Consider the following 23,043-nt stretch of genomic DNA (forward strand, 5'->3'; position numbering starts at 1 on the left):
CACTATTCAAAGCCATCATGTTACAAAAGGGAAGGGTTATTTATCGAAATCTACAAGTTTGAAAATTAGCCGCAATAAAAAAGCCCCGTAGGGCTTTGTTTATATGCAAAATTAATGATCGTGCGAGTGGTCGTGATCATGTTTATGGGTATGAAATTCTTCGTTGTGACGGAAGCGCAAATAGTTTTCAAACTGTTCGCAATATTCATCATAGTTATCTTCAAGCATCATTTGAAATTGCTGCAAGATATATGACATAACTTGGTCTTTGGCATCGCGCATTTCATTGCCATCTTTAAAATTATTGGCTGCCACCCAAGTATTAAAACGTGCAGTAGCAAATAACATGGCAGCACTCACCTGACCACGAATTTCGGCAGGTTTTACTGTCGAGCCTTTTTCAAAATGACAGAAGCCATTGGCCTGTTTAATAAATTCATCGGCACGTTCAAAAAAAGCCGCATTTAATGCTTCTTCTTCGGTTACATCGGTTGCTTCAATCTTTTGAACCATGAATTTTTCCTAAGCTAAAAATCTGAATGTTTCATTATAGGCAAAGCCTTGCAGAAACAAAACCTTTGCCTTAAGCTAAAAATAGCCTAAGCAAAATTGGAGTGGTTGATGCAAGATGCGATTGCGGTACAAAGTTTAAAAAGCGACATTGCTTTATTACGTCAAAATATTTGGCCACCCGTGCAACTTGCCCATGTTGAAGGCTTGCCGATTTACTATGGTACACGTGCAGAAGTAGCAGAATACTATAAGCAATGGACAGGGTTGATTGAACGCGCGCAGGATTTATTTCAACCTTTTATGCAAGATGAAGTCATTGATGCGGTGCATTTACCCAGTCATTTGAACTTGCCTTTATTTTATTTTCATGTCGATCGGATTCGAGTGAATAAAACCCGCGCCAAAGAATCGAAAACTTTTCGAGGGATTGCCAGCCTGATTGAAAAATGTGGGCAATTTGAACCGCAGGAAATTCAGGTTATGCAGCGTTGGTTAGACAGCGATGACAGTGCAGCACTGGTGGCACATCGTGAGTTTATTGATTTGCGTACTTATGTGTTTCAGCATGGGCAAAGTGACTACACGCGCACCCGTTTTTATGTGAATGGTATTGTGTTAAGTGTCGAACCACATTTTGAACTGGTCGATGCCCGAGATAAGCCACGTAAGCAGCGCAGTGACAGTTATCAAGACCCTTTGGCAGATAACCAAACATGGAAAGTATTTGGTAAATATCGTTAATCTTTTAGAAAGTTTGGAATTTGCAGATTAAATACTAATCTAAGATATAAAAAATAAGCTCAACATGAAATGAATCCCTGTTGAGCTTAAATGTGATCATTGATTGATGATCAAACTTCAACTACGACCAAAAAGGCTGACTTTCAGCAAACTGCTGTAAATCCTGTTCAATCTGTATGGAAATATGACGTTCTTCCGACGCAATCCAACCCAATACAAACCATGTTTTCGGTTCAGTTTGAGCATGGCTTTCATATAGACCTTGTGCCACCATTAAATCATTAAAATGCCCTAAAGTTTCCTGTAATGGTTTTAGGGTTTTTAAATACGTTTTGACGTCATCTTCTGCAAATAAACTACTCACAAACTCCACGGTATAGCGTAAACGTTTTACACGCTTACGCGTGCGGTGTTTAGATTCCACATCCAAGGTTTGGAAATGACCTGTATCATCACAAATTTGTTGATGCATTTTCTGCAAGCGTTTACGTAATACTTTTTTGAATGGTTTTGATTCTGCATCTGCAATCGCAGCCGAATGTGCAAAACTCATAAGTTGTAACAGTAATAAGGTTGTGGTTGGTGAGCGGAAAATTGCATCAATCGCAATGTTTTCAGATGCTGCAGGTGGTAGTTCGGTAATAGGTGAGCCTGCATTTTCAAGTTGCGGAATCAGACTTTCGCGCAAAGCATCTTGATCGCGGGTCGAACCTAACTGCTGAAAAAGTGTCGCCAATTGACTTTCCCAATTGTTATTTGCCAACGCATCATATTCAGCAAAAATTTTTAAGGCACTGCGTAAACGTCGAATGGCAACACGCGCTTGATGCACATGCCCACTGGCATAATCTTGACTGGCAATCGCAGTTGCATTTGGCAGCAAGTGTGCCAAACAATTCTGGGTAATTTGCGCCAACAACTCATGCATATTTTCGGGGTGTTGCAATTGCAAGGTACTTTGCTGCTGTACAGGAATCATGGTTTCATTGTTATACAGCATATTGCCACGCTGCGATTTACTGCGTGTGTCGAGCCATAAATGATATTTTTTAATCCACGGCTGAATATAGGCAATTAAGTCTGCAATTTCACCTTGTTTCAGTTCAAACTCAACTTCGTAAATTTCAACCGAATTTTTGCCTTGGCGGATTTCACCTAAATCAAAAGCAACTTCAATTTGGCTGTTTTTATAATGTGCCAATTGGCTGTAGCGTAAAACATCGGTTTCAAACTGCAGGGTTAAATCTACCTCTGAACCGTCTAAGGCTTTTTTTAAAATCTTTCGTGCTTGTTTATGATTTTCATAACATGCCAAATCACACAATTCAGGCGCATCATGTCCTAATTCATGTTCAAGCTCAAAGCGTTCATAATGTTGTGGACTAGGCGCTTTTAAAGTTTGTTTCCAAATATCGCCCTCTAAACGCTGACGCAGGGCAATGCGTTGCTTGGCTAAGTGCTGTTCAGGACTATCATAATATTTAGCCCATAAGCGTTGTTGTTGAACCAGTTTGTTCTTTTTAAATGCTTTTTCAAATGCCGCACGATAGTTGTGTGGAATTTGAAATTTTAATTCTATTTCACACATCGGGAATGCCCTCGATGAAACAAGATAAGTTCTCTTTACTATAGTGTAAATCTATAAATGAACAAGGGGAGAGCTGTGAACAAAAGCTTGAAAAAGAAAATAATTTGTATTCAGTTTTTAATTCAAAGCAGCCGAAGGAATATTCAAAAGGCTGCCGTTGTATTGCAGTATTTTTAGCGTGTGCTTTGAGGATGTTAAGGATACTTATTTTAAGAATTTACGGCTCACCATAAATTGTTCTGTCGCTTCCAATAAACGCTGTGCATACACTTCCTGTTTTGCAGTGAGCCAACCTAAAACAAACCAGTCGCTCGCTTCCAATTCAGTTTGTTGAATGTATGCTGCAGAAGATGCCAACACTTGATATTCCTGTGCTGCAAGCTGTGCATCATTCAAAGCTTTACTATATTTCTGCAAATTTTTGACATCATAAATATGCGTCAAAATGGGGAAGCTAAATTTTAGTTCCTGAATACGCAAAGCCAGTTGATCTAAACTTTCAAAATCGTGAATATCACTGTGCTGTAATTGTTCATGTAACTGCTTATATTGCTGTTGCAACGTGTTTTGTGCGGCAGTTTTTAAGTCTAAACCTGAGTGATCGCTCGCGGCTAAACTAAACATCAATAATTCTAAATAGTGATGCACATTTTGCGTTGAACGGACTAAATTGACCAATTTTTCTTGGGCGTACAAGGTATCTTTTTTTAGGTTCTCTGCAGTCGTCGGGTTCTGTAAAAATGCGCCGAGTGTGGCTTGCATGTGTTCCAAATGCTGCAGGTGATCAAAATGTTGTTTAAATGCTGCAATTTGCATGGCCCATTTATCGCCTAAATGCTTCGACCAATCTTTAAATAAGGATAGTGTTAGTTGTAAATGTTGCAAAGCGAACTGCGCCTGATCAATATGACTTTGTTCGGCAACTTGAGCAGAAATTGCGGCAATATTGGGCAATAAATGCTGTAATTGTTGTGCAATTAACAGGCGTAAATTTTGGTCGGCATGGTCTTTTTTACTGAATTGAAATTCTTTGCTCTGAGCCGCAGGGCTGACTTTTTGCTGCACAGAAAGCAAATGTCCAATTTCTGCTTTATTGCGCACATCCAGCCATAAATGAAATTTTTTCACCCATTCAAAACTAAAAGCCAGCAATTGCTGAATTGAACCTTGTTTCAGTTCAAACTCAACTTCATGTACTTCAACTTCAGCATCTGCACAACGAATGTGACCAACATCTAAACTGATTTCAATGTCAGTATCTTCAACGGTCATTAGTCGTGAGGTACGTTGAATATCGGTTTCAAATTGTAGTTGCAACTGATCCCAATTTTGTCCCAAAGCTTGATTTAGCAATTGTTGTGCTTCGGGAATACTTTGATAAATTTGCAGATCAAGTTGTGGTGGAGTATCTGGATTTTCAGTTGGCGCAAGTGGATGGTTATGTTCAAAACTATGAAAATGACTTTGACCTGCCGCTTTTAAAGTTTGTACCCATTGCTCACCTTCTAAACGCAGTCTTAACGCCATGCCATGATGCGCCAAGCTGTGCGCAGATGTATCAAAATAGCGTGCTTTTAATGGAATTTGAGTCGATTTTTTCGGGTCTAAAGTTTTGAGTAGTGCAGTACGACGTGCGACTGGAATTTGAAATTTTAATTCAACTTCGACCATGAAAAATATCCTGAACGTAAAGCATGTTGCGCCAAAGCAGCGGCAAACAAATTGGTATTATAAATTTGTGAAAATTGCAGAACTAAGGTTTTGCAAAAGTGCGTTTGATTGTAACTAAAATATGCCAAGAAGTAAGGCTTGACCTTGGCTTTTTTAGGGTCTGTTGGCATTTCCTAAATGGCTTGCGCTGTAGGCTAAAACTGAGCAGATCAGGCATGAAACGTAGGGAATAGCGAGACTATTGCCAAGTTTCATAACGCAATCTGAGAAAGTTTTAGCCACAGCCTTTCAGGACAAGCATATTTTTTGCTGCTATTGCGTTATGAGTCAGTTATTTAGAACGACTAAATTTCCTGTCTCATGCCTTATATCAGCTGAAAAATATGCGTTGTCGCAAACATAGACGAAGTGTCAACAGACCCTTGAGTTTGGTTTTTTTTTGGCTTAGTTTAAAGTGTCGTTGAGCGTAGCAAAAATAATTCAAACCTATAAACATCAGGATGATGAACATGAACGCAGCATTAAACCCCGAATTTGAGCCGACACCAGATCCCAAGTTTGAATTGCCAATTCAGGATTATTCAACATTTTATCGCTTTTATTTAACTGAACACCGCAACATTATGAGCCGTCGTTTGCACGTTGTTGGCAGTAGTATCGGTTTATATTGTGTGAGTAAAGCCATACGCCATAAAAAAGCCAAATATGTACTCTATGGTTTGCTGGCAGGCTATGCTTGTGCATGGGTCGGGCACATTGTTTTTGAAAAAAATAAACCTGCCAGTTTTAAACAGCCTGTGTATAGTTTTATTTCAGACTGGCGGATGTTTGCCGATGTTTTGCGTGGTCATTTAAGTTTGCAAGATCGTGCTAAAGATAAAATTCCAAGTTGAATTGAGCGCTTAGTTATACCGTTTAGGCAAAAACTAGACGATATGTGATTATTTTCATAAAAAATGTACAAATAAAATTAATTTTTTGTTGAAATGATAGAGTGAATATTCTAATAATGTGTCATCAAATTTATTGATAAAAGTTTGTGACTTTCCAAGCCTAGAGTGACCTTTCTCTAGGCTTTTTTTATGTGAAAAATTATATTCAGAATGGTGTTAAATCAGAAATCATTCATCTTTAAGCAAGGATATAGAGCAAGCAGGTTACTGATAGAGCGGCATGAAAAAATATAGACACATGATCATTTGTCGCATCCCCACATGCGCTCTGGCACAAATGATCATGTGTCTAAATGGGCGACCTAAATATGTCGTTATTCGCTGTAGTCACCCGTATGGATTTTAAAATCCATATCTTATTGAACTGGTTGCAGTTCTTGTTTTGCGCAGTTCAATTAAAGCTAAATCTATCTTTTAGCGCTATCACTAGAATTTGGTATTTTTAAGTTTTTGACTCAATAAAACCCAAACAAAATAGAAGCTTATAGAGCCTATATAAAAAAACTTGTTGAGCCTGAGGTTCTGACGCATGCCGCCTGAATGTGTAATAATACAGACCTTGTATTATTTGTGGCTGAGATTATGCGCGGTTTATATTTGATTACCAATGATGATCCTATCGAACTGCTTTTGGCAAAATTAGAAGGGGCGATGGCAACTTATGAAGTCGCGGTGTTGCAATATCGCCGTAAAAATGTGCCTCAAGCTCAGCAGGCATACGAAATTGAATATATGAAATCGATGTGTGATCAATACAAAGTGCCATTTGTGATTAATGATGATCTTGAAACTGCAGTGAAATATGGTGTTGGCGTACATTTGGGTCAAGAAGATGGCTCTATTGTTGAAGCGGTTGCACGTTTACCACAAGATGTATTGATTGGTCGCAGTTGTAATAACTCGATTGAATTGGCAGAGCAAGCCATTGCCGATGGTGCAAACTACGTGGCTTTTGGTGCAGTCTATGCAACTGAAACTAAACCTGAGGCAAGTACACTTACATTAGACACGCTCACACTGGCGAAGCAACAACTCAATGTGCCAATTTGCGCGATTGGTGGTTTAACTGTTGAAAACAGTCAGTCTGTCATTGAAGCAGGTGCAGATTTATGTGCAGTGATTAGTGATATATTAAGACGTCCGATGCATACTGTTGCACAGCGTGTTTATGATTGGTCTGCACTTTTCAAAGCAGACACTTAAAGCAGACAGCTAATTTTTTATTTTATTTTTTGAGTTGAGTGCCTCCATGAGCTTATCTCCAAAGCAAGAACAATTGTTTAAACAAGCCAATAAGCATATTCCAGGTGGGGTCAATTCACCTGTACGCGCATTTAACGGGGTAGGCGGAACCCCTGTATTTATTGAAAAAGCCAAAGGTGCTTATTTGTACGATGTCGATGGCAAACGCTATGTCGACTATGTAGGTTCTTGGGGACCAATGATTTTAGGTCATGCCCATCCTGCTATTATTCAGGCGGTGCAAGCTGCAGCTGAAGATGGTTTGAGTTTTGGTGCGCCAACGGTGCATGAAACGACTTTGGCCGATATTATTTGCGAAATTATGCCTTCAATTGAGTTGGTTCGCATGACCAACTCAGGTACAGAAGCCACCATGACCGCAATTCGTTTGGCGCGTGGTTATACAGGTCGTGACAAAATCGTCAAATTTGAAGGTTGCTATCATGGACACTCAGATTCGCTGTTGGTCAAAGCAGGCTCTGGACTTTTAACCAGTGGTGAAGGTGAAGCGACTTCTGCGGGTGTTCCTGCCGATTTTGCTAAACATACGCTGACTTTACCGTATAACGATATCACCACCTTAAAAGAATGTTTTACAAAGTTTGGTGCTGAAATTGCAGGGGTGATTGTTGAGCCAGTTGCGGGCAACATGAACTTGGTTAAACCAATTGATGGTTTCCTGCAAGCAATTCGTGATGTCTGCGATGAACGCGGCTCAGTCTTTATTATTGATGAAGTAATGACAGGTTTCCGTGTTGGCTTAGGCGGTGCTCAGGCGCATTATAATGTTAAACCAGACTTGACCACACTCGGTAAAATTATTGGTGCTGGCTTACCAGTAGGTGCATTTGGTGGTAAACGCGAAATCATGGAATGTATTGCGCCATTAGGTAAGGTGTATCAAGCAGGTACTTTGTCTGGTAACCCGTTGGCGATGCGTGCAGGCATTGAAATGTTTAAACATTTACGTGCCGAAGGTTTTTATGAAAACTTAACTGCGCAATTGGAAAAATTATTGGCAGGCTTACAAGCTGCGGCAGATGAAGCAGGTATCCCATTCAAGACGCAACAAGTCGGTGCGATGTTTGGTTTGTATTTTACTGACCAAGATGACATCACCAGTTTTGATTCTATGCTGAATTGCGATGTCGATGCTTTCCGTAAATTCTTCCACGGAATGTTGCAACGTGGTGTGAACTTGGCGCCATCTGCTTTTGAAGCAGGCTTTATTTCATCTGCGCATAGTGATGAAGATATTGCCTACACCATTCAAGCTGCAAAAGAAACATTTGCGGAAATGAAGGCGTAATTTGACCTCTGCTTAATACTGTCCTAAAAGGCATAGATATCTCCAAAATATCTATGCTTTAGGTTAAATTGAAGACATACTCTTCAATTTAATATCAAAGGCTTAGATCAGCGTCTTGTTAAACACTAAAATAGCCTGGTCAAACTAAATATGAATCCTATTACTTCATTTGCTCCCGCCATCAAAGATATAGCTTCAGAACGGCTTTGTTGTGCAACTATCTTGCACTATGATTTCATTGTATTTTTCTATCCAAATTTTAAAAACCTTTAAAACAGTATCTTAAAAAATATTTATGCAACAAAGCCTCCTGCATGCTATAAAACCCACATTTCTAAAAGCAGGCTGATTTAAAATTCAGCAGATTGTCTGATTCAGGAATGTAAATCGGAAAATTCATCGGGAATTGATGTATTTTGCATTGTAATTCTGTGTCAGGCTTTTTATTATTGCCGCCTTGTTTTCACGATCGGCCCGGAATTGAAATTGAGTAATTTTCTAAGCGAACACCTGATTCATCGTGACGATGAGTTTATGGTGATACATAAACCCGCTGGCATACTCACCGTTCCAGGTAAAACAGCAGATTTGCAAGATTGTGTGATGAGTCGTCTAGTTAAAATTGAGCCGCGCACTTTGCTGATTCATCGCTTAGATCGTGATACTTCGGGTATTTTGGTATTTGCACTCACGAAATGGGCGCAAAAACAAATTTCGCGTCAGTTTCAAGAACGCCAAACCGATAAAACCTATCAGGCATTGGTGGCAGGGCAACTGCAAGGTGAAGGCACTGTAGATGTGCCTGTGGTCTATGATCCTGCACATCCTCCATTACACATTGCCGATGCAACCCATAACAAACCTGCGTTAACGCATTGGCGTGCATTGGAGCAATTTGAATTGCAGGGGCAAATTGTGACTCGTGTGCAACTGACGCCGATTACAGGTCGTTCGCATCAACTGCGAGTACACATGCAATATTTAGGTCATCCAATTATTGGTGATACTTTGTATGCCACGCCCGAACAGCAACAACTCATGCCTCGTTTGTGTTTACATGCAGCAGAATTAAGTTTTCTGCATCCACAAACTGAGCAACGTGTACAGTTTACTTGCCCAGTCCCATTTTAAGCGAAAAAGATTACGCAAAGCCTGTGCTTTAGGCTCTCTTTTTAGTGCGCTTTATGTCAAAATATATTGCTATACGCCCTGAATTTTTGCTCAAATACTCAGCAGGTTTTGCGCAAAAATTTATACGTCCTAACTTCTAAATAAAGGTGGAAAAATTGCAGCAGTTTGCTATTGGTCAACGTTGGTTATCAGACACAGAAACGGAATTAGGACTTGGTGTTCTGATTGATGTAGATGAGCGATCGGTCAGCATTTTATTCCCTAAAAGTGATGAAACCCGTGTCTATGCACGCAATAACGCACCTTTATCGCGTATCATTTTTAATGTAAATGATGAAGTTCAAGACCAAGAAGGCAATGCGTGGACGGTTGAATCGGTCGAAGACCGCCATGGCGTATTGCGTTATAACGTGGTGCGTCGTTTGCAAGATGGCAGTGAAGAAAAGAAATCACTGAATGAAACCCGTATTGGTGCAAGTATCCAACTTTCAAAACCCTTAGACCGCTTGCTTGCCAGCCAAATTGACTATAAAGAATGGTACGACTTGCGTATTGAAGCCTTGTTGATGCAAGCCAATATGCAAAGTAGCCCACTGCGCGGCTTGGTGGGTTCGCGTGTAGGTTTGATTCCACATCAACTTTATATTGCACATGAAGTCGGTAAGCGTTTTGCGCCACGTGTCTTATTGGCAGATGAAGTTGGTTTAGGTAAAACCATTGAAGCAGGTTTGATCATCCATCAGCAACTCAAAACAGGACGTGCGGAACGTATCCTGATTTTGGTACCTGATTCGCTGCAATATCAGTGGATGATTGAAATGCGTCGCCGTTTCAATCTGCAATTCTCTTTGTTTGATTTAACCCGTACGGCATCTATTAAAGAACACGATCCTGACCTGAATCCATTCTTGACCGAACAATGCATCATTGCTTCAGTCGATTTAATGATTGACCACGATGACTTACGCGAACAAGCCCTAGAAGCAGGTTTTGATTTGCTGGTGGTCGATGAAGCGCATCACTTAATGTGGAGCGAAGAAGAAGGTGGTAATGACCGTTATGATCTGGTCGAAGAATTAGCCGAACAAACCGCAGGGGTGTTATTGCTTACAGCAACGCCTGAGCAACTGGGTGTAGAAAGCCATTTTGCGCGTTTACGTTTACTCGATCCGCAGCGTTTTAGTTCACTAGACCGTTTCTTGGATGAAGAAGCGCAATATCAACATACGGCAAAAATTGCCGAAGTCTTAATGTCAGATGCCGCATTGGAAGAAAGCCATTTGGTTGCACTGGAAGGCTTGTTGGGACATCGCATTGAAGATAACCCAGAGCAGCGTTTCCGTGCCATCCACGAATTATTAGACCGTCATGGTACAGGGCGTATTTTGTTCCGTAATACCCGTGAAGCAATTCAAGGTTTCCCAGGTCGTGATTGTCAGCCTGCGCCGTTACCTGCGCCAGAAAACTGGTCTAAAGATGGTAAATTACGTGAACAAATGTGGCCAGAAGAAGCACAGCTCGATGGCAGTTGGATGGAAACTGACCCGCGTGTAATGTGGTTAATGGAGCGTTTGCGTAGCGACTTAAAACATAAAAAAGTGCTTTTAATTGCGCGTAGCGGCCCTGTGGTAGAAGCCCTTGAAAATGTGCTGCGCCTACATGCAGGTATTCGTACTGCAATGTTCCATGAAGGCATGAGCTTGTTAGAACGTGACCAAGCGGCAGCATATTTCGCAGAAGATTCTTATGGTGCACAAATTTTATTGTGTTCAGAAATTGGTTCTGAAGGACGTAATTTCCAGTTTGCTTCAGACCTGATTTTGTTTGACTTGCCTGCTAATCCTGACGTGTTAGAACAACGTATCGGTCGTTTAGACCGTATTGGTCAAGAAAACCGTATTCAAATTCATGTGCCGTATTTGGTGGGGACTGCGCAAGAGCGTATGTTCCGTTGGTATAACGAAGCACTCAATATTTTCAGCAATATTTCACCCACTGCACAAACCTTGCAGGAAAACTTTATTGTCGATTTAAAAGACTGCTTATTGGCAGATTTAGGACAACAGTTTGAAGATTTACTGGAAGCAGTCAGTGTGCAGCGTGAAGCTTTGGAAGCAGAACTTCAAGCGGGTCGAGATCGTTTGTTGGAATACAACTCTTGCCGTCCTGTGGTGGCGCAGGAAATTGTACAAGCTTTAGAAGATTACGACGACAATACCACGTTGCCTATGTTTATGAAGCGCTTTATGGCATCGACCAATATTGACTTCGATGAACAAAGCAATGGCACGGTGATTATTAAACCAACTGATCAAATGCAAGTGCAAGGTTTGACCTTAGACGAAGAAGGCATGACCGCGACGTTCTATCGGGATCAGGCGCAAATTCGTGAAGATGCACAGTATTTGACCCTAGAGCATCCATTCACAGAAAGCGTGATGGAAATGATCAATACACAAGGTTTTGGTAGCACCAACGTTGCGGTATTAAAATCTGCCGCTTTGCCACAAGGTTCTGTGTTGCTCGAAGTCTGGTTCAAAGTGGATGTCATTGCACCTAAAGCCCTGAATTTGCCATCAAGCTTGCCACAGCAACTCATTCGTGTCTTATTGAGCGAAAAAGGGCAGGATTTATCGCAAAAAATTGCCCCTGAAATTTTAAAACCTTATTTACATCATTTAGATGGCAACAGTTGTCGTCAAGTGGTGAAAGCACGCCGTGACGCGATTGAAGCGCGTTATACACAGGCTTTGGAGTTGGCTAAAGCTGCATTGCCTGAATTTAAGCAACAAGCTAAAGATGTATATAGCAAAAAATGGCAATATGAAATTGACCGTTTAAGCTATTTGAAGCAATTTAACCCAAGTATTCGTGAAGATGAAATTACACGTTTACAGAAATTGCAAAAAGAAGGTGTTGCATTATTAGATGGTTTGTCGGTCACGCCTGAAGCAATTCAGGTGATGGTGGTGGTAAAGCCATAAAGAGTGCATTCAATACAGGTGTCTAGACGGTGTATTTGTATTGAGTCGGTTTTAATCAATCACTTTTTTAAATATTTGGCATCTTCTAAATTGCACGTTTTAAGTTGGGCATTGCGCCTCATTTTTACGGAGCAGTTTAGCGGGTGCTTTTTTAATATCGCAATAAAAATTTTGTGCGAGATTTTTCACATCACGGACTTAAACAAAGTAGCAACCAGTGCTTATGTGTCATTAAAATGACTCATAATTCATCTTTTTCAGCATTCCGGTCATTTGCAAAACCCAGTGGTATGCGTAGTTTAAAGGCTGTTGATCTTTTATCTATGATTGATGTGCCAAGTGTTGAATCTGTAAGCGCGTACGCATAGATCAAGTCACAGACCCGATATTCTTCTTTTAAGCGTATTTTAAATGACTAAAGCTGCAATTCATTTTACCCATGCCAATGGTATTCCTTCTGCCAGTTATCAAAAGTTTTTTCAATGTTTTGAAGCAGATTATCATTTAAAGGCAATTCCACTGATTGGTATGCAAGCAGAATTTCCTGTGACCTATAAGTGGACCTATTTGATTCATCAAGTGATTCAGGACATTGAGCAGCAGTTTCCAAAGCAACAAGTGATTGGTTTAGGGCATTCTTTTGGTTCATTATTAACCCTGATGTGTGCCTATCAGCGTCCAGATTTATTTTCTCAATTGATTATTATGGATCCACCTTTTGTGATTGGATCGAAGTCGGCATTATTTGAAATTTTACAAAAATTTAAACTGAAATATGTAGATCAACTCACACCTGCCGCCGTGACCATGAAGCGTCGAGATCATTGGGCTAGCCATGCAGAAGCCTATCAAGCTTTGCGGCATAACCGTTTATTTAAAAAATTTGATGCACAATGTTTTGAAGATTATTTTGCCAGCGGCATACAAGTCGATGCACAAAGAGGTGGTGTGACTTTAACAATTCCAAAACGGGTAGAAGCTGAAATTTTTAGAACCGTACCTGCATGGTGGTGGCGCACACCACGCAAAGCCCCAGATGTACCTGTGCATTTAATTACAGCAAGGCATAGCCCATTTTATTTGCAAGGTTTACCGCAAGGCATGCAAAAAACTTATGGAATTGAGTTTAGTGTGGTCGAGGGAGGACACATGTTTCCTTTGGAAAATCCTGAAACCACGGCAACACATGTGCAGCAATTAATTCAAAAACAACACGCTTAACAGCGAAGTCTAGCAATTAAATGCTCAAACGGGCGTGACCTGATTCAGGAAAATCGCCCGATTTATCCTGTGTTATGTTAACGAATTTTGGCATCATCCAAATGTCGTGCACCTTCTAAAATCATGCGAATCATGGTCATGGTTTGTTCAGCGGTTTCTTTACGTTCAGTCGCAGGCATATCAATGACTTTAGCGCCCATATTAAACACCAACTGGGTAATGGCTTTTGCGACAATATCGGGATGCGCTAACTTGCTGTTATTTAAACGTTCTAAACGAATTAAATCATCCTGCAATTCTTGCTGGAAATAATTCAATTGGCGCTCAACAGCTAGCTTATAAGAGGTTGAACCCGTATAACCTTCACGTAATAGCAGACTTAAATTGCCTTCATCGGTATCTAATTGTTCAATAAATACTTCAACCGAGCTGCGAATAATACTGTTTTGTTTAGATGCTTTTAAACGTGCTTCATGCAGAATTTGACGCAACACCACACCTGCACGATCAATCAGTTCAATCGCGAGTTCATCAATATCTTTAAAATGACGATAAAAACTGTTTGGTGCGATGCCTGCTTCACGTGCAACTTCACGTAAACTTAAAGATGCGATACTTTTTTGTGGGCCAATTAAATTTAATGCTGCCTGAAATAATTCTTGTTTAGTAATGGTAGCTTTACGCCCAACCGTACGCACGACAAGAGGCTCATGAACCGTTTCAGATTCTGGAAAAGTCACATCATGGTTTGTTTTCATGGCAGGCTGAGTCATATTTTCAATAATTTATAAGCTTAGAGGCATTATAGCGGTTGCGCCAGTACTTGTGAAACGATTAGAAACAATACAGGTGTATATACAAATATATATACATGTGTATAATAATTAAAATTTCATCGGGTGGTGCTGAATCATGCAGCTAACTGAAAAAAGAAAATCTCCCTTAACCAGTATTGCAACTGCAGTACTAGACCCTTATGCCGCCAATTTCTGGTTGCAAAAAATTAATCCATTATGGTCGGTGAATCAGTCACTCGGCAAAATTGTAAAAAAAGATACCGCTGCACAAGGTGTAGTGAGCTTTACTTTGCAATTCAATAAAAAATTCCAAATTGGCGCAGCAGGGCAGCATCATCCTGTTTATGTGACAATTCAAGGCGTACGCTATGAGCGAACCTATAGTTTGACTCAGCTTGATGCACAACACGTTTTATTGACGGTAAAAAAAGTTGATCAGGGCAAAGTCAGCACATGGCTGGTTGAGCAAGCCAAAGTTGGTGATACTTTGGAATTTGGTGCGCCTTATGGTGATATGCAACTGCCTGCACAAGCCCAGCCTTTAATTCTATTGGTAGCGGGTAGTGGTATCACACCAATGTATAGTTTGCTACAAGACATGGCGAAATCAGGTCGTCTTGGTAGCACTCCAGTAACTTTAATGTATTGGGTAAAAACCTTTGCAGACGCAGCATTTAAAGCACAGTTTGAAGCATGGGCACAACAATATCCAAACTTTAAATTTCAAGTGTTTTATACTCAAGAGCCGAGTGTAGCGCACAGCCGTTTAAATGCAGAACATTTACAAGACTTGGCACAAATCGAGCAAAGTGCAGTGTTTGCATGTGGCCCATCGGGTTTTACCACGCAAGCTGAACAATTATTTGCACAAGCTGCTTTGCTGAAAACAGAAGCTTTTAGCATGACCCCTGTGTTAAGTGACGATGTTGGTTTGGTACAAGTTACACTGACTCAATCGAAAAAGATTGTCACTATTCCAAAAGGCAAGTCCATTTTAGAAAGTCTGGAACAGCAAAATATTAAACCTAAATACGGCTGTCGTATGGGAATTTGCCATAAATGCGTATGCAACAAGGCTGAAGGTTCAACTAAAAACTTGGTCGATGGTGTTCAAAACAGCGAACCGAATAACCAATTGAAAATCTGCGTCAATTCAGCACAAACCGATTTAATTATTGATTTATAAGCGAGTTCCGATTATGAATATGCCAGTAAAAATAGAATATTTCCGCAATCCTAAAAACCGTGAACTCACTCAATTTGAATTAGATGAGCTTGCACGTGAATTAGACGCCATTAAACAAGAAGTTTTGGATGATATTGGCGAAAAAGATGCTAAATACATCCGCCGTGTTTATTCAACCATTCGTTATAGCTCAATGGCAGGTCGTGCCTTATTGTTCGCAGGATGGTTCCCGCCAGCATGGGTTTTGGGTACAGGCTTGTTAGGCTTTGCCAAAATTATGGAAAACATGGAATTAGGTCATAATGTCATGCATGGTCAGTATGACTGGATGAATGATCCTAAATTCAATGGTGCAAGTTATGAATGGGATACGGTAGGTACTTCAGACAACTGGCGTCAAACCCATAACTTTAAACACCATACTTATACCAATATTAAAGGTATGGATGATGATATTGGCTATGGTTTGGTGCGTTTGTTCCCAGAACAGCGCTGGAGATCAGGCTATTTATTGCAACCTTTATACAGTATTCCTTTCTGCTTACTGTTCCAATGGGGTGTTGCCATTCAGAATTTAGAAATTGGTAAAATTTTGAATGGCCGTAAAAGCAAAGCCCAAGCCAAAAAAGAATGGCAACCTATGCAGAAGAAAATTGGAAAACAATTGTTTAAAGATTATGTGTTCTTTCCATTGATTGCAGGCCCTTCGGCTTTACCAGTGTTTACAGGGAACTTGGTTGCGAATGGTATTCGTAATATTTGGACATTCAGCATTATTTTCTGCGGTCACTTTACGAAGGATGTAGAAGTATTTCCAAAGTCTGTGATGCAAAACGAAAGCCGTGGTCACTGGTATATGCGTCAAATTCGTGGTTCATCGAATCTTACAGGTTCTGAAGCATTCCACATTTTGACAGGACATTTAAGCCATCAAATTGAACACCATTTATATCCAGATATTCCTGCACGTCGCTATCGTAAAATGGCGCCAAAAGTACAAGCTGTGTGTGAAAAGTATGGCTTGAACTACAACAATGCGAGCTTAGTTAAACAGTACGGCAGTGTGCTTAAACGTATTGTGAAATATGCTTTTCCATTTAAGAAATAAGTGACTTACAAATGAGTTGTTTAGTACGAATAGATTAAGTGATTGATCTTGGTTTAAAACTATACTTCTATTTTGAATTAGAGGTGATGCTGTAAAGTGTCACCTTTTTTATTGCTTTAGGTGTTGTAGTCGTTATTTTTATGCAGAATCATCAGCTATTTTATTAAGAGAAAACTCTATTTTTATTTTCTATTCTGGGTATAAAAAAGTAATCACCATAGGCGGCATCCGCTACATGTAACTTAAAAAACCCACAATTCAAATTGTGGTTTTATTATATCATTCATCAAAATCAAGCCAGTTTTTTATAAGTTACAATTTCTGGCAATGAATGATCACTAGACACCATATAAGAATAAGTCGCTAAACTCAGCATGGCATCATCTTCATCACTATTACCATACGCATAAATAGCAGCATAATTTTCTAAATCATATTGTTCTAAAATCCGTATTTTCTTTTGTTCCCGACTACAATCAGGTGTTGAATATTGCCCTGTAAATTGCTGCTTTTCAATTGCTGTTTCAGTACAAATCAAAGCGACATTTAACTGCTGACAAATATACTGTAAATAAATATCTACACTTGCAGAAACAACCACCACTTCATCTCCATTGAATTGATGCTGCTTTAATTGTTGTAATAGTTGTGGGTTAAGATCATGTATTAAATCTACTGCGTAGCGCTGTGCAAGTGCTAATATTTCAGCTGTATTTGCATCTTTAAACATAGCATTAAACAATTTAGGGCGCATGGCATGTGCAGGATAAACTTTTAAATAGTAAGCCTGAATCCAAGGCAAGATTTTAAGTCCTTGCTTAAAAATATGCCGCTTAGATAAAGCATAGAAAATAAACCCTGTAAAACTGTCTTTGCTGCACAGGGTCCCATCAAAATCAAATAGGGCTAGATTTTTATATTTTTGGCTTTTTGCATGCATGTTTTATAACGTCCATTGACTCGCGTAGCAAACCAATTGGTGTTGTAATCTCGACTCAGTTTAGGCCCTGAAATGACCACTTGCGGCATCATGGCATAAAATGGCTCTTTGCCCGTTTGCGCTTTATAGAGTTTCGTGACCGCCAAATAAGTTGCAGTGTCTTCAAATTTCTTTTCTTTTTCTTTTTTTAGGTCTGCACGAATTTGTCGTGGGGTGACTAGAATATTATGTTTGGAAAAAACAGCAATTAATTCGCGTTCTGATTCACTCTTTGCATTACGCACACCACCATCTTTAGTGTAAAGCAGCAAATCACCATCTAAATCTAATTCTGCTTCGGTTAAATCATTCAGCATACTTTGGAATGCTGCATTGCGGCTCGAATACATGCCAGAGTTATAATCAGCAAAGCGGTATAGCGGTTGATCGTAATCGGCAGGGTACATCATTAAACGATGAATCCCGTAATATAATCCGCCATATTGAGTGTATAGATCGCTGCGTAACTCTGCGATGTTGCCGCTTTGACGTTTATGCTCTTTGGCATAGCTAATATGCACTTGCATCGAGCCTAAAGTGGTAATTGGATTAAGTTTTTCGCCAATATTTTGTCCAAACAGTTTGGCAGCACCTGTTAGTGCAGATACGTGATAATGTTTGGCCATATAGTCAAAAATTTCACGATACAATTCATCTAATTCACGTTCGGTTTTCACACGACGCATTTGGCTTAAATAGTTATCTTCAGGGCTAGGATGGTTTTTTAGTACATCCTGAAAATAGCCTGCAACCGTACCACCAATGGCTTCGCCCAGTTTATCTTTAAATTTCTCATCCAAACGGTCTTGCACTTCTTTAACTGCTTTTTCACCCAGACCATAGACTTGAGGGTCGGCTACAAAGTTCGATTCCTGATCCACCACGGCAATGATGGTGCACATATTTTCTTTGGTTTGTGGGATGCCCAATTGCTCTGAAATATCGTAAATATCTTTTGCCCAAGCACTACGCTCACTGACCCTATTCGGAATGAGTTTGCGGATTTGTTCTGCTTCAAGGGTTGGCTCATTGTCCTTAGACCACCATGCGCTATCTCCACAGGCAGCCAAGCTTAATGATAAAGCAAGCACGCTGAAGGGTTTCATCAAAGAAGTGAATACAGTGTCTTTCATAGTATAGGGAAAACTCGTTCCAAATGGATGAGCCCAAAGGGCAGATGCAGTATACTATGCCAATCGTTAAAGTTAAGAATATATATGTATATTGGTCCCTATCAACTGTCAAATAATTTGATCGTTGCCCCGATGGCAGGTGTCACTGATAGACCCTTTCGCTCACTGTGCAAGTACTTTGGTGCAGGGCATGCGGTCAGTGAAATGATGACCTCTGACAAAACTTTGCGCATGAGTAAAAAGAGTTTGTATCGTGCCAACTTTGATGGGGAACTTGCACCAATTTCTGCACAAATTGCAGGTTCAGACCCGCATGATTTGGCCGAAGCCGCACGTTATCAAGTCGCCAATGGTGCACAAATTGTTGATATCAATATGGGATGTCCTGCCAAAAAAGTCTGCAATAAGTTGGCTGGTTCGGCTTTATTGCAAGATGAAGATTTGGTGGCACGCATTTTAGATACTGTGGTTGCCGCGGTGAATGTGCCTGTGACACTGAAAACTCGCTTAGGTTTTTTGAATGGGCAGGAAAATATTTTACGGGTTGCCAAACGCGCAGAACAAGCAGGCATTGCTGCATTGGCATTGCATGGGCGTACCCGTGAAGATATGTATTTAAACCGTGCACGCTATTCACTGATTAAAGAAGTGAAAAGCATGCTCAATATTCCTGTGATTGCCAATGGTGATATTGATAGTCCTGAAAAAGCCAAATATGTCTTGGACTATACAGGCGCAGATGCGATTATGATTGGACGTGCTGCGCAAGGACGTCCGTGGATTTTTCGGGAAATCGCACATTATTTAGCAACAGGTGAGCTGTTAGCAGCACCGAGCATTGCAGAAGTTCAAAAAGTATTACTTGGACATTTAGCTGAGCTGTATGAATTTTATGGTGAATATTCAGGTTGTCGTATTTCACGTAAACATATTGCTTGGTACACCAAAGGTTTACGTTCAAGTAATGAATTCCGTCAAAGTATGTATCAAGTAGAAAGTACTGCAGAACAATATAAAGTGGTTGAAGATTACTTTAATCAGCTACTTGCGCATGGTGAAATCATGAGTGATGTGCAGGTTGAAACCGTGAACTTGTTAGACACAAAGTAATCGCATGCAAATATATGCTTTAGCTTTTTTGGAACTAAATAAAAACTCAACTGTGATACACAGTTGAGTTTTCTGTACGTAAACTTAGCGTGCGTGAATCATTTCCAAAACCAACTGATTAATTAAATCTGCGGCTTCTAATTCACGTATCTGACTCACATTACTACCAGCCCAAAACGGAGCATAACCTTGCTCGCCTTGTATAACGGCTGCTGCATGCAACTGTTTTGCAAGATCATAGCTATACGGATAGGTAGGTACTGTTAAACGATCTGGCGTATCTACTTGTGTATGCCAATGATTAATTAAACCACGGGCAGGGCGTCCAGAAATGCTGTCGGTCATTTGAGTAATGTTTTGTTGAAATAAAGCTTGTCGATAAGCTGGATTGGCATTGGAACTTTTACATTGCACAAAAGCTGTACCCAGCTGTACCGCAGAAGCGCCCAATTTCAGCATTAACTGTGCTTGCTGACCATTCATAATGCCACCTGCTGCAACCACTGGCAGGGTACAATGTTCACGAATTAGTTGTACTAAATCGCTGGTTTTAATTGCACTATCAAAGGTTTGGTTAAAGATACCCCGATGTCCACCTGCCTCAATGCCTTGGGCGATAATGACATCAATTCCCGCTGCTTCAATGGCTTGAGCTTCGGCTAAGTTGGTTGCTGAAACCATAGTAATGATTCCTGCATCTTTTAAAGCCTGAATTTGATGCGCATGCGGAATCCCGAAGTGAAAACTGACGGCTTGTGGTTTAGTTTCTAGTACAAGATCTAAATATCCATCATGGTCTTTAAAACTTGGATAAATACAATTTAGTTGACTCGGTGCAGTTGCGCCATAGCGTTCAAAGATTGGCTGAAAATGTGCAATCCACGCTTGTGCAGCGACTTCATCTAGTGGACTTGATTCATGGCAAAAGAAATTGACCTGAAATGGAAAATCAGTCAGTTCTTGAGTGCGTAAAATTTGCTCACGTGCAGCATCTACCGTGTTTGCACCTAAACCGAGTGAGCCAAAACCACCTTGATTAGAAACCTCGGCTGCAAGTTCGGGAGTAGAAACGCCAGCCATTGGAGCAAGAAAAATAGGATGCTTTATATTCAGTTGTTCTAATAAGGTCATATTATTTACTCCATGTTTTTATCTACTTTGCCCAACTCTAGGTAGATTGGCAAATCATATCCGTCATTTCTTTATGAAATATTAAGATGAGCGATATCATTAAATTTGCAGATGCTTTCAGGCATAATAAGCCTGATGTATGAATTGATGAGTAAATTAATGAAGCCTTTCGTTTATGGTGGTTTGCTTATGGTGTGTGGATTAAGTGCGTGTAGCAATCCACAGCAAACTCAAGTAAAAATTGATCCAAAGCAATATCAGGTTCAGGGTGCGACTGCATTACAACAGCGTATAGATGCTTTAAATGTCAAATTGGCGCAAGACTTCAAACAATTTAAACAAGTCGAAAATATCGCATTTGCGCATCAATTCCCTTTAGATGTAAATAACTTACAAACTTTGAATCAGCATTTGGTCGCCAGTACTGCTTTAAAGCCGACTAAAATTGCTTATTGCGATATGATGAATGGTTATTTTGCTGAGTTATATCGCTTAGGACATAACAATCTAGATTTTCTTAAAGATGTAAAATTACCGCGTGCAGAGCAGGAAAATTTGGCTGAAAATTTTGCCAATGCAGAATCTTATTATGATTTTATTTTGAATCGTTACACCAGTTACCGCCAAGTACAACAGACCATGGGCTATGGTTGTAATTTAAAAGCGGCGTTATAGTTGCGGCAGGATTTAGGTTTACTAGGGTCTGTTGATATTTCATAAATGGCTTGCGCTGTAGGCTAAAACTGAGCAGATTAGGCATGAAACGCAGGGAATAACGGGTTTATTTTCAAGTTTTATAACGCAATCTGTGAAAGTTTTAGCCACATGAGCAAAAACAAAGCACTGCTTTGTTTGCTGCGCAAGGGTACAAGCATATTTTTTGCTGCTATTACGTTATGTGCCAGTCATTTAGAATGAGTAAATTTCCTGTCCCATGCCTTATATCAGCTAAAAAACCTTGCGAGATATATCTCTCATGTCGCAAACATAGACGAATTGTCAACAGACCCTAATTAAATCGTGCTGAATAAAAAACTCCTGAGAACTTGCTCAGGAGTTTTTGTTTTATACAATCAAATTATTGTTGTGCTTTTTCTTTCACATTTGCAGCACCTTGTTCAACCGCACCTGCAGTCGCAGCAGTTGCATCTTTAGCAGCTTGTACAGTCGTATCAGCTGCGTTTTCTGTTGCTGTTGCAACATTGTGTGCAGCATTTTCAGTTGCTTGCGCTGCGTTATCTACCGCAGTTGCTGTAGCAGTAGCAGCTTCATGTGTTGCATCTTTGGCATCATGTGCAGCTTGAGCCGCAGCGTTTTCTAAGTGTTCACCCGTAGTTGCCCCTGTTTCTGGTGCTTTTTCTTTTGCACAACCTACAAGTGCTACAGTGGCAGCAAGACCTAAAGCAATAAGAAGTTTATTCATTATCGTGTTTCCTTTTTTTACATCCACTTAAGATGGGATAATGCGAATATAACCAAAAAACAATCAATTTGAAGCTTAAAATTGTTCAAATAATGTAATGGGTTTAGATATTTTTTTGTTGTGTAGATTAGAACGATAAATTAGAGAAAAATATGCCGATGCGATTCATTTTTTCTGATAAGGTGAAATCTTGAGAATGGTTACAGTTTTTATTGTACAGTAATGCCATTCTGTAAGATTGGGATTGTAAAATGCTTAAAAAAGGGATTTATCAACATTATAAAGGGCAATTGTATCAAGTGCTGCATGTGGCTACACACAGTGAAACCCAAGAGAAATTGGTGGTTTATCAATGCTTATATGGCGATTATTCTATTTGGGCCAGACCGCTTGATATGTTCACGGAGAGTATTACTTTGGATGATGACCGTGAACAGGAACGCTTTAAATTGATTCAAGAAGTGTATTAATATTTGAAGTTATTTACCTATTTAAAACGATCCAATCTATTTTTAGATTGGATCGTTATGTGGATGCTCAAAGTTTAATAAAATCAATTATTGAATGGAAATACGGTTAAAGCTTAAATCGTATGCTAAATATTTACTCACAAAAGCTGCTTTATCACTGCGTCTTAATAAGTTGTCATAAATAAATTGTGGTACAGGATGGAATAAATCCCCAGAGCCATTTTCGTAAGCTGTCATTAAAAAGTAAACATGTATTCTTTTCCGAATTGGTTTGATACTCTCTCCACCCATTGCTCTATTTTATCAGCTGTCATGACTTGAAAATCTCGCCAATAATATTTCATCTGCTTCCA

General features: G+C 39.9%; 21 protein-coding genes and 1 pseudogene. 12 read left to right on the plus strand and 10 right to left on the minus strand.

Going from position 1 to position 23,043, the window contains the following annotated elements:
* Positions 1-111: 111 nt before the first annotated feature.
* Positions 112-513: a DUF3144 domain-containing protein gene (locus FTU66_RS06680; RefSeq protein ID WP_004973007.1), complete on the minus strand. Its 402-nt coding sequence runs from the start codon at positions 511-513 to the stop codon at positions 112-114.
* 108 nt (positions 514-621) lie between these two features.
* Here FTU66_RS06680 and FTU66_RS06685 point away from each other — a divergent pair, with 108 nt between their 5' ends.
* Positions 622-1,254, plus strand: a complete 633-nt coding sequence (locus tag FTU66_RS06685; RefSeq protein WP_179996253.1) for a hypothetical protein — start codon at positions 622-624, stop codon at positions 1,252-1,254.
* Positions 1,255-1,375: 121 nt separating this feature from the next.
* Here FTU66_RS06685 and FTU66_RS06690 read toward each other — a convergent pair whose 3' ends face one another.
* Positions 1,376-2,842, minus strand: coding sequence for a CHAD domain-containing protein (locus tag FTU66_RS06690; protein WP_167846096.1), 1,467 nt, complete (start codon positions 2,840-2,842; stop codon positions 1,376-1,378).
* A 204-nt stretch (positions 2,843-3,046) separates the two neighbouring features.
* Positions 3,047-4,513, minus strand: a complete 1,467-nt coding sequence (locus FTU66_RS06695; protein WP_179996251.1) for a CYTH domain-containing protein — start codon at positions 4,511-4,513, stop codon at positions 3,047-3,049.
* A 503-nt stretch (positions 4,514-5,016) separates the two neighbouring features.
* Between FTU66_RS06695 and FTU66_RS06700 the strand changes: the two genes are divergently transcribed.
* From FTU66_RS06700 to FTU66_RS06725, 6 genes are all read left to right on the plus strand, one after another.
* The gene (locus FTU66_RS06700; RefSeq protein ID WP_373684819.1) at positions 5,017-5,406 is read left to right on the plus strand and encodes an Mpo1-like protein; all 390 of its coding nucleotides are present in this window, start codon (positions 5,017-5,019) and stop codon (positions 5,404-5,406) included.
* A gap of 642 nt (positions 5,407-6,048) precedes the next feature.
* The gene (gene thiE / locus FTU66_RS06705; RefSeq protein ID WP_180037633.1) at positions 6,049-6,669 is read left to right on the plus strand and encodes a thiamine phosphate synthase; all 621 of its coding nucleotides are present in this window, start codon (positions 6,049-6,051) and stop codon (positions 6,667-6,669) included.
* Between the two features lie 46 nt (positions 6,670-6,715).
* On the plus strand, positions 6,716-8,017 hold the full coding sequence (hemL, locus tag FTU66_RS06710) for a glutamate-1-semialdehyde 2,1-aminomutase (protein WP_167846092.1): 1,302 nt from the start codon (positions 6,716-6,718) through the stop codon (positions 8,015-8,017).
* A 486-nt stretch (positions 8,018-8,503) separates the two neighbouring features.
* A complete protein-coding gene (locus tag FTU66_RS06715) occupies positions 8,504-9,148 on the plus strand; it encodes an RluA family pseudouridine synthase (RefSeq protein ID WP_004973024.1) in 645 nt (214 codons plus the stop codon).
* 146 nt (positions 9,149-9,294) lie between these two features.
* On the plus strand, positions 9,295-12,132 hold the full coding sequence (gene rapA / locus FTU66_RS06720; RefSeq protein ID WP_180112521.1) for an RNA polymerase-associated protein RapA: 2,838 nt from the start codon (positions 9,295-9,297) through the stop codon (positions 12,130-12,132).
* Positions 12,133-12,543: 411 nt separating this feature from the next.
* Positions 12,544-13,353 carry an alpha/beta fold hydrolase gene (locus FTU66_RS06725; RefSeq protein WP_104852176.1) on the plus strand — a complete coding sequence of 270 codons (810 nt, stop codon included), beginning with the start codon at positions 12,544-12,546 and terminating at the stop codon, positions 13,351-13,353.
* A 77-nt stretch (positions 13,354-13,430) separates the two neighbouring features.
* On the opposite strand, the gene fabR is transcribed toward FTU66_RS06725, so the two are convergent.
* Positions 13,431-14,111: an HTH-type transcriptional repressor FabR gene (gene fabR, locus FTU66_RS06730; RefSeq protein WP_026438369.1), complete on the minus strand. Its 681-nt coding sequence runs from the start codon at positions 14,109-14,111 to the stop codon at positions 13,431-13,433.
* Between the two features lie 154 nt (positions 14,112-14,265).
* Between fabR and FTU66_RS06735 the strand changes: the two genes are divergently transcribed.
* Positions 14,266-15,336, plus strand: coding sequence for a ferredoxin reductase (locus FTU66_RS06735; protein ID WP_167846089.1), 1,071 nt, complete (start codon positions 14,266-14,268; stop codon positions 15,334-15,336).
* Positions 15,337-15,349: 13 nt separating this feature from the next.
* Positions 15,350-16,444, plus strand: coding sequence for an acyl-CoA desaturase (locus FTU66_RS06740; RefSeq protein ID WP_096900933.1), 1,095 nt, complete (start codon positions 15,350-15,352; stop codon positions 16,442-16,444).
* Between the two features lie 292 nt (positions 16,445-16,736).
* Here the strand turns inward: FTU66_RS06740 and FTU66_RS06745 are convergent, their stop codons facing one another.
* Together FTU66_RS06745 and FTU66_RS06750 are read right to left on the minus strand one after the other, a co-directional pair.
* Positions 16,737-17,384 (minus strand): HAD family hydrolase, encoded by a 648-nt coding sequence (locus FTU66_RS06745; protein WP_180112522.1) that lies wholly within the window; start codon positions 17,382-17,384, stop codon positions 16,737-16,739.
* The gene (locus FTU66_RS06750; RefSeq protein ID WP_179989574.1) at positions 17,351-18,556 is read right to left on the minus strand and encodes a DUF1615 family protein; all 1,206 of its coding nucleotides are present in this window, start codon (positions 18,554-18,556) and stop codon (positions 17,351-17,353) included. The genes FTU66_RS06745 and FTU66_RS06750 overlap by 34 nt, the downstream gene beginning before the upstream one ends.
* A gap of 84 nt (positions 18,557-18,640) precedes the next feature.
* Between FTU66_RS06750 and dusB the strand changes: the two genes are divergently transcribed.
* Positions 18,641-19,666: a tRNA dihydrouridine synthase DusB gene (dusB, locus tag FTU66_RS06755; RefSeq protein ID WP_167846087.1), complete on the plus strand. Its 1,026-nt coding sequence runs from the start codon at positions 18,641-18,643 to the stop codon at positions 19,664-19,666.
* Positions 19,667-19,750: 84 nt separating this feature from the next.
* Here the strand turns inward: dusB and FTU66_RS06760 are convergent, their stop codons facing one another.
* On the minus strand, positions 19,751-20,797 hold the full coding sequence (locus tag FTU66_RS06760; RefSeq protein ID WP_154320665.1) for a nitronate monooxygenase family protein: 1,047 nt from the start codon (positions 20,795-20,797) through the stop codon (positions 19,751-19,753).
* 159 nt (positions 20,798-20,956) lie between these two features.
* Between FTU66_RS06760 and FTU66_RS06765 the strand changes: the two genes are divergently transcribed.
* Positions 20,957-21,472, plus strand: a complete 516-nt coding sequence (locus FTU66_RS06765) for a hypothetical protein (RefSeq protein ID WP_180112523.1) — start codon at positions 20,957-20,959, stop codon at positions 21,470-21,472.
* 403 nt (positions 21,473-21,875) lie between these two features.
* On the opposite strand, the gene FTU66_RS06770 is transcribed toward FTU66_RS06765, so the two are convergent.
* A complete protein-coding gene (locus FTU66_RS06770) occupies positions 21,876-22,220 on the minus strand; it encodes a hypothetical protein (protein ID WP_179989569.1) in 345 nt (114 codons plus the stop codon).
* A 251-nt stretch (positions 22,221-22,471) separates the two neighbouring features.
* On the opposite strand from FTU66_RS06770, the gene FTU66_RS06775 reads away from it, so the two are divergent.
* Positions 22,472-22,690: a DUF1653 domain-containing protein gene (locus FTU66_RS06775; protein ID WP_004973051.1), complete on the plus strand. Its 219-nt coding sequence runs from the start codon at positions 22,472-22,474 to the stop codon at positions 22,688-22,690.
* A gap of 87 nt (positions 22,691-22,777) precedes the next feature.
* Here FTU66_RS06775 and FTU66_RS06780 read toward each other — a convergent pair whose 3' ends face one another.
* Both FTU66_RS06780 and FTU66_RS06785 read right to left on the minus strand, forming a co-directional pair.
* Positions 22,778-22,927 (minus strand): hypothetical protein, encoded by a 150-nt coding sequence (locus FTU66_RS06780; RefSeq protein WP_373684818.1) that lies wholly within the window; start codon positions 22,925-22,927, stop codon positions 22,778-22,780.
* Positions 22,927-23,043: pseudogene (locus tag FTU66_RS06785) on the minus strand (transposase); the annotation flags it as partial. The gene FTU66_RS06780 and the pseudogene FTU66_RS06785, both read right to left, overlap by 1 nt.

The organism is Acinetobacter sp. YH12131 (assembly GCF_013418635.1).
In the GTDB taxonomy this organism is placed as follows: Bacteria; Pseudomonadota; Gammaproteobacteria; order Pseudomonadales; family Moraxellaceae; genus Acinetobacter; species Acinetobacter towneri.

Excerpts from the sequence above, each read along its gene's own strand:
- FTU66_RS06750 (WP_179989574.1), bottom strand. The coding sequence starts at position 18,556 with ATGAAAGACACTGTATTCACTTCTTTGATGAAACCCTTCAGCGTGCTT.
- FTU66_RS06745 (WP_180112522.1), bottom strand. The coding sequence starts at position 17,384 with ATGCATGCAAAAAGCCAAAAATATAAAAATCTAGCCCTATTTGATTTT.
- FTU66_RS06680 (WP_004973007.1), bottom strand. The coding sequence starts at position 513 with ATGGTTCAAAAGATTGAAGCAACCGATGTAACCGAAGAAGAAGCATTA.
- hemL (WP_167846092.1), top strand. The coding sequence starts at position 6,716 with ATGAGCTTATCTCCAAAGCAAGAACAATTGTTTAAACAAGCCAATAAG.
- FTU66_RS06725 (WP_104852176.1), top strand. The coding sequence starts at position 12,544 with ATGACTAAAGCTGCAATTCATTTTACCCATGCCAATGGTATTCCTTCT.
- FTU66_RS06685 (WP_179996253.1), top strand. The coding sequence starts at position 622 with ATGCAAGATGCGATTGCGGTACAAAGTTTAAAAAGCGACATTGCTTTA.
- dusB (WP_167846087.1), top strand. The coding sequence starts at position 18,641 with ATGTATATTGGTCCCTATCAACTGTCAAATAATTTGATCGTTGCCCCG.
- FTU66_RS06735 (WP_167846089.1), top strand. The coding sequence starts at position 14,266 with ATGCAGCTAACTGAAAAAAGAAAATCTCCCTTAACCAGTATTGCAACT.
- FTU66_RS06780 (WP_373684818.1), bottom strand. The coding sequence starts at position 22,927 with ATGACAGCTTACGAAAATGGCTCTGGGGATTTATTCCATCCTGTACCA.
- FTU66_RS06775 (WP_004973051.1), top strand. The coding sequence starts at position 22,472 with ATGCTTAAAAAAGGGATTTATCAACATTATAAAGGGCAATTGTATCAA.
- thiE (WP_180037633.1), top strand. The coding sequence starts at position 6,049 with ATGCGCGGTTTATATTTGATTACCAATGATGATCCTATCGAACTGCTT.
- FTU66_RS06695 (WP_179996251.1), bottom strand. The coding sequence starts at position 4,513 with ATGGTCGAAGTTGAATTAAAATTTCAAATTCCAGTCGCACGTCGTACT.
- fabR (WP_026438369.1), bottom strand. The coding sequence starts at position 14,111 with ATGAAAACAAACCATGATGTGACTTTTCCAGAATCTGAAACGGTTCAT.
- FTU66_RS06770 (WP_179989569.1), bottom strand. The coding sequence starts at position 22,220 with ATGAATAAACTTCTTATTGCTTTAGGTCTTGCTGCCACTGTAGCACTT.
- FTU66_RS06690 (WP_167846096.1), bottom strand. The coding sequence starts at position 2,842 with ATGTGTGAAATAGAATTAAAATTTCAAATTCCACACAACTATCGTGCG.
- FTU66_RS06740 (WP_096900933.1), top strand. The coding sequence starts at position 15,350 with ATGAATATGCCAGTAAAAATAGAATATTTCCGCAATCCTAAAAACCGT.
- FTU66_RS06700 (WP_373684819.1), top strand. The coding sequence starts at position 5,017 with ATGAACATGAACGCAGCATTAAACCCCGAATTTGAGCCGACACCAGAT.
- FTU66_RS06765 (WP_180112523.1), top strand. The coding sequence starts at position 20,957 with ATGAAGCCTTTCGTTTATGGTGGTTTGCTTATGGTGTGTGGATTAAGT.
- FTU66_RS06760 (WP_154320665.1), bottom strand. The coding sequence starts at position 20,797 with ATGACCTTATTAGAACAACTGAATATAAAGCATCCTATTTTTCTTGCT.